The organism is Pseudomonas sp. NFPP02, from assembly GCF_900119355.1.
GTDB lineage: Bacteria > Pseudomonadota > Gammaproteobacteria > Pseudomonadales > Pseudomonadaceae > Aquipseudomonas > Aquipseudomonas paracarnis.
This window is the reverse complement of the sequence record NZ_FPJI01000015.1, coordinates 94,222-105,896: the sequence shown is the minus strand read 5'-3', so window position 1 is coordinate 105,896 and position 11,675 is coordinate 94,222. Positions and strand designations below refer to the sequence as shown.

General features: G+C 63.8%; 10 protein-coding genes and 2 riboswitches. Of the genes, 5 read left to right on the top strand and 5 right to left on the bottom strand.

Annotated features, from left to right (window positions below; genetic code table 11):
* Positions 1–114: 114 nt before the first annotated feature.
* Entirely contained in the window at positions 115–1,062 is a 948-nt protein-coding gene (locus BT204_RS23215; RefSeq protein ID WP_072448434.1) for a DUF1853 family protein, read from the top strand.
* Positions 1,063–1,302: 240 nt separating this feature from the next.
* On the opposite strand, the gene BT204_RS23210 is transcribed toward BT204_RS23215, so the two are convergent.
* The 4 genes from BT204_RS23210 to cobW form a co-directional block, all read right to left on the bottom strand.
* Positions 1,303–1,905, bottom strand: a complete 603-nt coding sequence (locus BT204_RS23210) for a vWA domain-containing protein (RefSeq protein WP_072448433.1) — start codon at positions 1,903–1,905, stop codon at positions 1,303–1,305.
* A 53-nt stretch (positions 1,906–1,958) separates the two neighbouring features.
* Complete coding sequence (locus BT204_RS23205; RefSeq protein WP_072448425.1) at positions 1,959–2,963, bottom strand: magnesium chelatase ATPase subunit I; 1,005 nt, start codon at positions 2,961–2,963, stop codon at positions 1,959–1,961.
* 165 nt (positions 2,964–3,128) lie between these two features.
* A complete protein-coding gene (gene cobN / locus BT204_RS23200) occupies positions 3,129–6,890 on the bottom strand; it encodes a cobaltochelatase subunit CobN (RefSeq protein ID WP_072448424.1) in 3,762 nt (1,253 codons plus the stop codon).
* 2 nt (positions 6,891–6,892) lie between these two features.
* Positions 6,893–7,954 (bottom strand): cobalamin biosynthesis protein CobW, encoded by a 1,062-nt coding sequence (gene cobW, locus BT204_RS23195; protein ID WP_054920821.1) that lies wholly within the window; start codon positions 7,952–7,954, stop codon positions 6,893–6,895.
* 91 nt (positions 7,955–8,045) lie between these two features.
* A riboswitch (cobalamin riboswitch) is annotated at positions 8,046–8,246 on the bottom strand.
* Positions 8,247–8,287: 41 nt separating this feature from the next.
* A riboswitch (cobalamin riboswitch) is annotated at positions 8,288–8,501 on the top strand.
* 96 nt (positions 8,502–8,597) lie between these two features.
* Here cobW and BT204_RS23190 point away from each other — a divergent pair.
* The 4 genes from BT204_RS23190 to cobM all read left to right on the top strand — a co-directional run bounded on the left by BT204_RS23190 (position 8,598) and on the right by cobM (position 10,708).
* Complete coding sequence (locus tag BT204_RS23190) at positions 8,598–8,786, top strand: CbtB domain-containing protein (RefSeq protein ID WP_003190735.1); 189 nt, start codon at positions 8,598–8,600, stop codon at positions 8,784–8,786.
* A gap of 11 nt (positions 8,787–8,797) precedes the next feature.
* On the top strand, positions 8,798–9,502 hold the full coding sequence (locus BT204_RS23185) for a CbtA family protein (RefSeq protein WP_072448423.1): 705 nt from the start codon (positions 8,798–8,800) through the stop codon (positions 9,500–9,502).
* Positions 9,499–9,891, top strand: a complete 393-nt coding sequence (locus BT204_RS23180; RefSeq protein WP_072448421.1) for a cobalamin biosynthesis protein — start codon at positions 9,499–9,501, stop codon at positions 9,889–9,891. The genes BT204_RS23185 and BT204_RS23180 overlap by 4 nt, the downstream gene beginning before the upstream one ends.
* 70 nt (positions 9,892–9,961) lie before the next feature.
* Entirely contained in the window at positions 9,962–10,708 is a 747-nt protein-coding gene (cobM, locus tag BT204_RS23175) for a precorrin-4 C(11)-methyltransferase (protein WP_054920823.1), read from the top strand.
* A 191-nt stretch (positions 10,709–10,899) separates the two neighbouring features.
* Here the strand turns inward: cobM and nfuA are convergent, their stop codons facing one another.
* Positions 10,900–11,484, bottom strand: a complete 585-nt coding sequence (gene nfuA / locus BT204_RS23170) for a Fe-S biogenesis protein NfuA (RefSeq protein WP_003190728.1) — start codon at positions 11,482–11,484, stop codon at positions 10,900–10,902.
* Positions 11,485–11,675 lie beyond the last annotated feature (191 nt).

Below are 11,675 nucleotides of genomic sequence, written 5' to 3'. Positions count from 1 at the left end.
AAAGAGCGATTATGGGCGAAAGGCCGTCTCAGGCAAAATCCTTTGTCGCCGCCAAGCCTTGATGACAATGGTTCTCAGGCACCTTCTGCACGCTGAAAAGGCTATGCTCGGACCATGACCCCATTCCCCGACTTGCACACCCTGCCCCGCCAACTGCGCCACCCCGAGGTGCGCGACCTGGCGTGGGTGATGCTCGCGCCGCCGATGCTGGCGCAGACGCCTTGGCCGCAGCGCCATCCGCTGGCGGGCAGTGACTGGGTGCAAGCCCCTCACCAACTCGAAGCCTGGCTGCGCCAGCTGGACCAGGACAGCAGCGCGTTGCAGCAGTGGCTGAGCCTGTCACGTACCCGGCGCCTGGGCCTGTACTACGAGCGCTTGTGGCAATTTGCGGTGCAGCAGGCGCCGGGTGTGGAGTTGCTGGCCGCCAACCTGCCGATCCGCCGTGCCGGGCACACGCTGGGCGAACTGGACATGCTGCTGCGCGACCGCGATGGGGTGCACCACCTGGAACTGGCGATCAAACTCTACCTCGGCCCGCAGGACGGCAACGGCCAGGACGCTACGCAATGGCTGGGGCCTGGCTGCCATGATCGGCTGGACCGCAAACTCGCGCACCTGGCCGAGCATCAATTGCCAATCTCCGCGCGGGCAGAAAGCCGCGAGGCATTGGCGGCGTTGGATATCCAAGCGTTCGATGCGCATTTGTGGCTCGGCGGCTATCTGCTCTACCCCTGGCCCGGCGCGGCGCACTCCCCCCTCGGCGCTCACCCGCAGCATCTGCGTGGGCGCTGGTTGCATCAGCGCGACTGGACAGACTTTGTCAGCACCCGCCCGGCGGGCCGCTGGCAACCCCTGCCCCGCCATGCCTGGCTGGCGCCCGCGCATTACCCGGCCGATGAAGTGTGGAGTGAGGTGCAGATGCAAGGTTGGCTGGCAGACCTGGACCCAATGGCCCCGGCGCAGTTGCTGGTACGCATGGTGCCGAACGGTGAGGAGTGGGAAGAAGCCGAGCGGTTGTTTCTGGTGGCCGATCTTTGGCCGAATGTACCGGGGACAGGCTGATAGGTGTGGGGTGTTTGAGGGCCTCATCGCAGGCAAGCCAGCTCCCACAGTTTGACCGCGCCGCTGGCTTGCCTTTTGTAGGAGCGAGCTTGCTCGCGAAAAACTCACTGACTCCGCGTTCATTCAGCAAACACGGGTTATCGTTGACGTTTTTCGCGAGCAAGCTCGCTCCTACAGAATTGACCGCAGCGCCGATTCCATGTGGGAGCTGGCTTGCCTGCGATGGCGATAGCCCAGGCGCTACAGCTTATCGATGTGCTGATACTCCAACTGCAACCCCACCGCCAATTCCTCAGCCCGCCCCAACCTGATCGGCCCACGCTCGATGTCAATCAACATGCCTGGACACTCCAATCGGGGCAGCGCGCCAATCGCCTTGAGCCTCCCGTCGGTCACCACCAGCAACTTCTGTTGCTCGGCGGGATAGCGCTTGCGCCGTGCCGCCAACCAATGCCCCGCCTCGGTCAGCGCAGCCAGCAACGGCGTCCCGCCGCCTGCTCCCAACTGCTCCAACCAATCGGCCAAGCCTTTCGCCGCCTTCAAACCTTGCACCTGCCACTTCGGCGATTGCCCGCTGGCCGTCAATAACGCCATGCGCGCCCGTTGGCGATAAGCATCGTCAAACAGCTGGGCCAGCAGCCCCTTGGCATCGGTCAGTGCGTGGTGGCGCCGAGTGGATGCCGAGGCATCGACTATCACCAGCCACAGTTCAGGAGCCGACCGGCTACGCAGGTGGAACAGCAGGTCCTCACGGCATTGCGGCCGCCCACCCAGCAACGTGCCCGGCCAATTGATCGCCCCGCGCTGTGCGCTGCGGGCCTTGCCCTGCCGGCCGGTGTTCAATCGCCCCGCCTGGGGCCGGGCATCCGCCCCCGCGTCAGGTCGGGGGCGGATGCCTAGGGCTTTTTTGGCCAGGTAGGTACATCGCGGCGTGCGCCCGTGGGCAAGGCGGGTGCGGGCATATCGCCCCACTGGCCTTGGCCGGGTGAGGTGTCAGAGGGTGACGATGACGGCCCGTCATCCGGCTGGGGCGGCGCGCCTGCCGGGGTTTGCTGCTGGCGGCGATGGCGCAAGGCGAACTCCGCCACCGCGTCGATATCTTCCTGCTCGATAGCAGCGGCGCCACGCCACGCCGCATGGGCGCGGGCGCCACGCAACCAGACCAGGTCGGCACGCAGGCCGTCGACCCCTGCGGCAAAGCAGCGCTCGGTGATGCGGGACAACGCCTGGTCATCCAGGGCGATACTGTCTAGCCGTGCCCGCGCCAGGGTGCAGCGTTCGCGCAAGGCAGCTTGCGCTGGCGCCCACTGCGCGCAGAACGCAGCCGGGTCAGTGTCGAAATCCAGGCGACGCCGGATAATCTGCCCGCGCTCGGCGGGCAGAGTCTGCCCGCTCAAGGCCACGTTGAAGCCGAAGCGGTCGAGCAACTGCGGGCGCAGCTCGCCCTCCTCAGGGTTCATGGTGCCGATCAGTACAAAGCGCGCCGCATGGCGATGGGAAATCCCGTCGCGTTCGATCAAATTGGTGCCGCTGGCGGCTACGTCCAGCAGCAGGTCCACCAAGTGGTCGGCCAGCAGGTTGACTTCATCCACGTACAACACCCCGCCGTCAGCCTTGGCCAACACACCGGGGGAGAATTGCGCGCGGCCTTCGCCCAGTGCTGCGTCCAGGTCCAGGGTGCCGACCAGGCGCTCTTCGGTCGCCCCCAGGGGCAAGGTTACAAACTGCCCGCTGGCCAACAGGTCTGCCAGCCCACGGGCCAGAGTCGACTTGGCCATGCCCCGTGGCCCTTCGATCAGCACGCCGCCGATCTTCGGGTCGATGGCGGCCAGGCACAGCGCGAGCTTCAAGTCATCAGCGCCGACCACAGCGGCCAGCGGAAAATGGGGAATATCAGTCATAGTCAACTCTTAATAACGCGTTCCAACGCTCCCGCGTGGGAACGCTTCGCTGGACGCTCGGCGTCCGTTCTTGTGACGCAGAGCGTCACGGGCTGCATTCCCACGCGGAGCGTGGGAACGATCAGCGGAGCGTGGGAATGATCAGCGGAGCGAGGGAATGATCACTCAGCTGTCTTCTTCTATGTCCAGCAACAGGTTTTCCAAGGCTTCGCGGTACGCCCCCGGTGCCTGCCACAAGCCACGTTGCTGGGCTTCGAGCATGCGCTCGGTCATGTCGCGCAGGGCATCGGGGTTGTGCTGTTGCACAAAGGCACGGGTGTCAGGGTCCAGCAGGTAGGCATCGGCGAGCAAGGCGTATTGGTGATCGTCAATCAGCGCGGTGGTAGCGTCGAAGGCGAACAGGTTGTCCACAGTCGCGGCCATTTCAAACGCGCCTTTATAGCCATGGCGCTTCACGCCTTCGATCCACTTGGGGTTGGCCGCACGGGAACGGATCACCCGGTTGAGCTCTTCCTTCAAGGTGCGGATTTTCGGCACGTCCGGCTGGCTGTGGTCGCCATGGTAGCTGGCGGCCTTTTCGCCGCTCAGGGTTTCCACGGCGGCCAGCATGCCGCCCTGGAATTGGTAGTAGTCGTTGGAGTCGAGCAAGTCGTGCTCGCGATTGTCCTGGTTCTGCAACACCGCCTGCACCTGGCTCAAACGCTGGGCAAATTGCTCGCGGGCCGCAGTGCCTTCGTCAGCGCCCCCATAGGCGTAGCCACCCCAGTTCAGGTAGACCTCGGCCAAGTCCTCGCGGCTCTGCCATAAGCGCCCGTCAATCGCGCCCTGCACGCCCGCGCCATAGGCACCCGGTTTGGCGCCGAAAATGCGCCAGCCGGCCTGCTTGGCCGCGGCACCTTCATCCAGGCCCGCCTCAAGCAATGCTTGGCGTTCACTGCGTACTTTGGCGGCCAGCGGGTTCATGTCATCGGGTTCATCCAGGGCGGCCACCGCCTGCACCGCCGCATCGAACAGGCGGATCAGGTTGGCAAACGCATCGCGGAAGAACCCGGATACGCGCAGGGTCACGTCCACCCGCGGGCGGTCCAATAAGCTGATCGGCAGGATCTCGAAATCGTCCACCCGCTGACTGCCAGTGGCCCATACCGGGCGCACGCCCATCAGTGCCATGGCCTGGGCGATATCGTCACCGCCGGTGCGCATGGTCGCGGTACCCCATACCGACAGGCCGAGTTGGCGCAAGTGGTCGCCATGGTCTTGCAGGTGCCGCTCAAGAATCAGGTTGGCCGACTGGAATCCGAGACGCCACGCCGTGGTGGTTGGCAGGTTGCGTACGTCCACGGTAAAGAAGTTACGCCCCGTAGGCAGCACATCCAGCCGACCGCGACTCGGCGCACCGCTGGGCCCGGCCGGGACGAAACGCCCATTCAAGGCATCGAGCAAGCCGCGCATCTCTGCGGGGCCGCAAGCATCCAGGCGTGGCGCGACGACAATGCGCAGGCTTTCGATCACCGACTTCACCTCCTGCCAGCCGGGCTCTTCCAACTGTTCGATGGGGCCTTCCAATGCCTGCTCGATCAAGCGCGCCGCGTACAACTCCAGACGTTCACGGGTATCCCCGGCCGTACGCCACAGCTGATCGTCAATCTTCTGCAACACCAACGGGCGCCGCCCCGTCCAGGGCTCGGCCAGTGCACAATCGAGCGGATCAAACCCCAGGTCGAATGCCTTGGTCAACACACGCAGCAGACTCGACTGCGGGCCCCGGCCATCGCCACGGGGAATGCGCAACAGCGCCAGCAAGGTGTCGATACGCAAACGGCCCTCGGGCGACTCGCCAAAGATATGCAGGCCATCGCGGATCTGCGATTCCTTCAAGTCGCACAGGTAGGTATCCAGGCGCGGCAGCCACACCGCCGCGTCCGCCTCACTGCCCAGTTCAAGCTCCTGGTCGATACGGGTTTCGCGCACCAGCTTGAGGATGTCTTTTTGCAGCTCCAGCGCACGGCGCGGGTCGAGCAATTGCGCCTCGTAATATTCGTCGGCCAATAACTCAAGGTCACGCAGCGGGCCGTAGGTTTCGGCGCGGGTCAGCGGTGGCATCAGGTGGTCGATGATCACCGCCTGGGTGCGCCGCTTGGCCTGGGCGCCCTCACCCGGGTCGTTGACGATAAACGGGTAGACATTCGGCAGCGGCCCCAGCAATGCATCCGGCCAGCAGTGCTCCGACAGGCCCACGCCTTTGCCGGGCAGCCACTCCAGGTTGCCGTGCTTGCCCACATGGATCACGCCGTGGGCGCCGTAGGTATGGCGTAGCCAGAAATAGAACGCCAGGTAGCCATGGGGCGGCACCAGGTCCGGGTCGTGGTACACCGCGCTGGCATCGACCTGGTAACCCCGGGCCGGCTGGATGCCGACGAAGGTCAGGCCCAGGCGCAGACCGGCGATCATCATGCGGCCATCGCGGCACATCGGATCGTTTTGGGGGGCGCCCCAACGCGCCAGCACGGCCTGGCGATTGGAGGCTGGCAAACGATCAAACATCGCCTGGTATTCCACAAGGCTCAGGCTTTGATGGCAGGGGCGCAGGTCGAGGCTGTCGAGATCGTTGGTGACGCCGCCGAGCAGTTCCTGGATCAGCGCGGTGCCGCTGTCGGGCAGCCGCTCCGCTACCGGGTAGCCCTCGATTTGCAAGGCGCGCAGGATATTCAGCGCTGCCGCCGGGGTGTCCAGGCCCACGCCGTTACCGATGCGACCGTCGCGGGTCGGGTAGTTGGCGAGGATCAACGCAATCCTTTTCTGGGCATTGGGCACCCGCGCCAACTCGACCCAACGGCGTGCCAGCTCAGCGACAAAATCCATGCGTTCGGGCGCTGCGCGGTAGCACACCACGTCCGACTGGCTGCGCTCGCTGCGCCAGGCCAGGTCCTTGAAGCTGATCGGCCGGCTGATGATGCGCCCGTCCAACTCCGGCAAGGCAATGTGCATCGCCAGGTCGCGGGGCCCCAGGCCTTGTTCGCTGGCCTGCCAGCCGGGTTGGTTGTCCTGGGCGCAGATCGCCTGGATCACCGGGATATTGCGGCGAAACGGGCGCAAATGCGGCGCTTCCGGGCTCGATTGGGCAAAGCCGGTGGTGTTCAGAATTACCGCGGCTTGCACGTCATCCAACAGGTCCTCGACCACCGAGAGGCAGCCGGGTTCTTTCAAACTGGCCACCGCGACAGGCAACGGGTTGAGGCCCGCCGCCTGTAAGCGCTGGCGGAACACATCAATAAAACCGGTATTGGCAGCCTGTAAATGGGAGCGGTAGAACAGCACCGCAGCCACAGGCCAATCGGGCTGCCAATCGGCCTGCCAGTCATTGAGGCGGGCATTGGCGTTGTGCGGGTGATAGATCGCCGTGCGCGGCAGCGCTTGTGGCTCGGCCCAGGCATAGTCGCAGCCCAGGTGGACACTGGCCAGGCAGTGATAAAAATCCAGGGCATTGCCCAGGCCACCTTGGCGCAGGAAGTGCCACAGACGCTCGCGGTGTTCGGCAGCAACAGTGCTCAGGCCGCTGAGTTCCGGGTCCGGACGGTCGTCACCCGGCACCAGGATCAGGGTGACGCCACGTTCGGCCAACTCCACCAGGCGCTCGATGCCGTAGCGCCAATACCCGATACCGCCGTGCAATGACAGCAGGATGACCTTGGCGTGGCGCAATACCTCGTCGACGTACAGGTCAACCGAGGCATGGTTCTGCACCTGCATCGGGTTGGCCAGGCGCAGGCTGGGGTAATCCTCGGGCAATTGCTGGGCGGCTTCGGCGAGCAGCGCCAGGCTGGAATCGCCGCTGCACAGGATCACCAGTTCAGCGGGGGTCTGGCCAAGGTCGGCAATATTGTCGTCCGCGACGAAACCACCGGGTTGGGTCCTGAGCAGGTGCATGGTTAAACGCTGAGGGCAGCGCGCAATTGCGCTTCGAGGCCAGCGGCGTCCAGTTCCTGGCCGATCAGCACCAGGCGCGTGGTGCGTGCTTCGTCAGCGCCCCAGGCACGGTCGAAGTGTTTGTCAAAGCGCGTGCCCACACCCTGGATCAGCAGGCGCATCGGTTTGTTGGGGATCGCGGCGAAACCTTTCACCCGCAGGATGCCGTGCTGCACCACCAATTGGGTCAGGGCGTCGAGCAGCAGCGCCTCATCGGCTTGGGGCAAGTCGATGGAGATGGAGTCAAAGGCATCGTGATCGTGGTCGTCTTCACCCTCGTGGTGATGGTCGTGATGGCTGTGACGCCCGTCGATATGCTCTTCGGAACCGGCGCCCAGGCCGATCAGCACGTCCAGGGGCAGACGACCGCTGCTGGCTTCGATGATCTTCACCGCGGGCGGCAGTTCTTCGGCGACTTCCAGGCGCACGCGGGCCAGGTCTTCGGCGCTGATCAGGTCGGATTTGTTGAGGATCACCAGGTCAGCGCTGGCCAGTTGGTCGGCGAACAGTTCGTGCAAGGGTGATTCGTGGTCCAGGTTAGGGTCGAGTTTGCGCTGGGCGTCGACCTGGTCCGGGAAGGCGGCAAAGGTACCGGCGGCCACGGCTGGGCTGTCGACTACGGTGATCACCGCGTCAACGGTACAGGCGCTGCGGATTTCCGGCCACTGGAAGGCTTGCACCAACGGCTTGGGCAGGGCCAGGCCCGAGGTTTCGATGAGGATATGGTCCAGGTCACCGCGACGGGCGACCAGTTCGCGCATCACCGGAAAGAACTCTTCCTGCACGGTGCAGCACAGGCAACCGTTGGCCAGCTCGTAGACGCGGCCATTGGCCTCTTCTTCGGTGCAACCGATAGAACACTGCTTGAGGATTTCACCGTCGATGCCCAGCTCGCCGAACTCGTTGACGATCACCGCAATGCGACGGCCCTGGGCGTTGTCGAGCATATGGCGCAACAACGTGGTTTTGCCCGAGCCAAGGAAGCCGGTAACGATGGTGACGGGGAGTTTGGCCAGTGTTTTCATCGGATGCCCTTTGGGGCGGGCATACGGGACGACAGGCCCTGCGGCAGCGCGCAGCAGCGGATTCGTCACCGGATCACCCCGCCCGGTTGAATTGGAAAATCGGTTGCGAGGCAGGTCTCCTGGCTTGGGGTGTGCAGGTCTTGCGACCAATGCTGACTGCGCCTTCCCGCCCTATCGGCAGTGGCGTGGCAGTCAACTGAACCCTTCACAGTTGCGGGGGCAGCCGCGGCTTGAACCGCGTTCCCTTCTTAGCTTCGGCCTGGGCCGAAGAACCTCGAAGGTGCAAGGCTACAGTGGCTTGCAGCATTTGACTACCGTCCCGGCCCATGCTCTCCTACACGCCTTGTTTCGGGTGCCCTTCACAGGGTGAAACGGGAAACCGGTGCGTCATAGACCTATGACCAGTCCGGTGCTGCCCCCGCAACGGTAAGCGAGCGAAGCGTCACGGCCACTGTGCTTTTGCATGGGAAGGCGATGCTTTCAGGAGGACTCTTTCAAGAGCCGCCCCTCGCAAGCCCGGAGACCGGCCCGAAAAATTCAGATAACAAACCCGCGGTGGGCGGGCGCTGTTCAGAACCCCGCGTGCCTGGCGCGTGGGGTTTTCATGCGCTCGTTTCACCCTGACACCTGAAAGGGACGCGCCATGTCGATCATCAGCAGCACTTCGCACACCGCTACTAGCACCGCCACCCTCAGCCAACGCCTGACCGCCGCCATCGGTGCGTCGATACTCGGCGCGTGTTTGGTGTATTTCGCCGGGTTCTCGCATATCGAGGCGGTGCACAACGCCGCCCACGATACCCGCCACAGCGCCGCGTTCCCGTGCCATTGAGAGCTGCCGACATGATCAAGCGTATTGCGCAAACCGCAGGGTTCACTGGGCTTTTGGCTGCCTTGCTGCTGACCCTGCTGCAAAGTTTCTGGGTGGCACCGCTGATCCTGCAGGCGGAAAGCTTTGAAAAAGCCCCGCCAGCCGCTGAAGTGGTGCACGAGCACGCCGCTGGCGCTGCTGCCCACAGCCACGATGCCCAAGCCTGGGAGCCGGAAGATGGCTGGCAGCGTGTGTTGTCCACCACTGGAGGCAACCTGGTGGTGGCCGTAGGCTTTGCACTGATGCTCGCCGGCCTCTACACGCTGCGTGCGCCGACCCGCACTGCCCAAGGCCTGCTCTGGGGCCTGGCCGGCTACGCGACCTTTGTACTGGCACCCACCCTGGGCCTGCCGCCGGAACTGCCGGGCACTGCGGCGGCTGACCTGACGCTACGCCAGACCTGGTGGATCGGCACCGCAGCCTCCACCGCTGTAGGCCTGGCGCTGATCGTGTTCGGCCGCAACTGGCTGTTGAAAGGCCTTGGACTGGCGATCCTTGCCGTACCCCACGTCATCGGCGCGCCGCAACCTGAGGTACATTCGATGCTGGCCCCGGAGGCGCTCGAAGCGCAGTTCAAGATCGCCGCGCAATTGACCAACGTCGCCTTCTGGCTGGCCCTGGGCCTGATCAGCGCCTGGTTGTTCCGCCGCAACCGCGACGACCAATACTCGGCATGATGCTGGTTGTCGGTTTGGGCTGCCAGCGTGGCTGTGAGGTTCACAGCCTGCTGGCGTTGCTGGACGGAGCCCTGGCCTCGGCAGGCATTGATCGCTCACGCATAACTGCGCTGGCAAGCATTGATCGCAAGCGCGATGAACCTGGGCTGCTGGCGCTGGCCCAGCGGTTGAACCTGCCCTTGCAGTGCTTCAGCGCCGAGCAACTGGCAGGCTATGAGCATCGGCTGAGCCATCGCTCAGCGCTGGCTTTTGCCCACACCGGCTGTTATGGGGTGGCCGAAAGCGCCGCCCTGGCCCTGGCCGAGCACCTGTCCAACGGCCCCGCGCTCCTGCTGATCACCCGCCAGAAAAGCGCACAGGCCACCCTTGCGTTGGCCTGCGCGGGCTAAAATCCCGATAATTGCCGCTTTTGAGCATGAGCCGTGTTCATGCTCACCCGTTTCTGAACAGGACTTCTCCATGACCGTCTACTTTATCGGCGCCGGCCCCGGCGACCCGGAATTGATCACCGTCAAGGGCCAGCGGCTGATCCGCAGTTGCCCGGTGATCATCTACGCCGGCTCGCTGGTGCCCGCCGCCGTACTGGAAGGTCATCAGGCGCTCCAGGTGGTCAACAGTGCCGAGCTGCACCTGGAACAGATCATGGAGTTGATCAAGACGGCCCATGCCAAAGGCCAGGATGTGGCGCGGGTGCACTCGGGCGACCCGAGCCTGTATGGCGCGATTGGCGAGCAGATCCGCCACTTGCGGGAAGTGGGTATTCCTTTTCAGATCATTCCCGGGGTTACGGCAGTAGCGGCCTGCGCCGCGTTGCTGGAAACCGAGCTGACTCTGCCGGACATCGCTCAGAGCGTGATCCTGACCCGCTACGCCGACAAAACCAACATGCCGCCCGGTGAGAGCTTCGACAGCCTGGCCCGCCATGGTACGACCATGGCGATTCACTTGGGGGTCAATCACCTGGAAAAGATCGTCGCCGAACTGCTGCCCCACTATGGCGCTGATTGCCCAATTGCCGTGGTGCACCGAGCGACCTGGCCGGATCAGGATTGGGTTGTCGGCACCCTGACAGATATTGCCGCCAAGGTCACAGCCAAGGGGTTCCGGCGCACGGCGCTGATTGTGGTGGGCCGGGTGCTGGCCAGCGACAGTTTCGGCGAGTCGTCGCTGTATCGGGCCGGGCATGCCCACCTTTACAGACCCTGATTATGTGGGGTGGCTTGCCCTAATCCCCGTAGGAGCGAGCTTGCTCGCGAAAACCCCATAGGCGCCGCGCTTATTCAGCAAGCATGCATTATCGTTGACGCTTTTCGCGAGCAAGCTCGCTCCTACAAAGAGCGCATAAAAAAACGGCGCTCACGGGGCGCCGTTTTTTATGTTCGCAGTGAACACCTTGCTCAGTAGTAGGCGTTTTCTTTCTGCGTGTGGTCGGTCACGTCACGTACACCCTTGAGCTCCGGAATGCGTTCGAGCAGGGTGCGCTCGATACCTTCGCGCAGGGTTACGTCCGCCTGGCCGCAGCCTTGGCAGCCGCCGCCGAACTTCAGTACGGCGATACCGTCATCCACCACGTCGATCAGGCTTACCTGGCCGCCATGACTGGCCAGCCCCGGGTTGATCTCGGTTTGCAGGTAATAGTTGATACGCTCATTGACCGGGCTGTCGGCGTTGACGTTCGGGACCTTGGCGTTGGGTGCCTTGATGGTCAACTGGCCACCCATTCGGTCGGTGGCGTAGTCGACCACTGCGTCGTCAAGGAAGGCTTCGCTGAAGGCGTCGATATACGCGGTGAAGCTTTTGAGCCCCAGCGCGGTGTCTTCAGGCTTTTCTTCGCCGGGCTTGCAATACGCGATGCAGGTCTCTGCGTACTGGGTGCCGGGCTGGGTGATAAAGACGCGGATGCCGATACCCGGGGTGTTCTGCTTGGACAGCAGGTCAGCCAGGTAATCGTGGGCGGCGTCGGTAATGGTTATGGCAGTCATGGAAACTCCTCACAGGCTTGCCCGCAGTTTACGCCAAATTATTACGCAGGTACAAAGTCCTAGTATTTTTGTCGGGAAAGACTTGTCTCTGTTGACCTGACGCATCGTGACACCTGGCCATTTCAGCAAAAACCTGTGCCTACCTATATAGCCCCCCCCGCAAAACCCGGCTCAATAGAGTGAATCCTCTT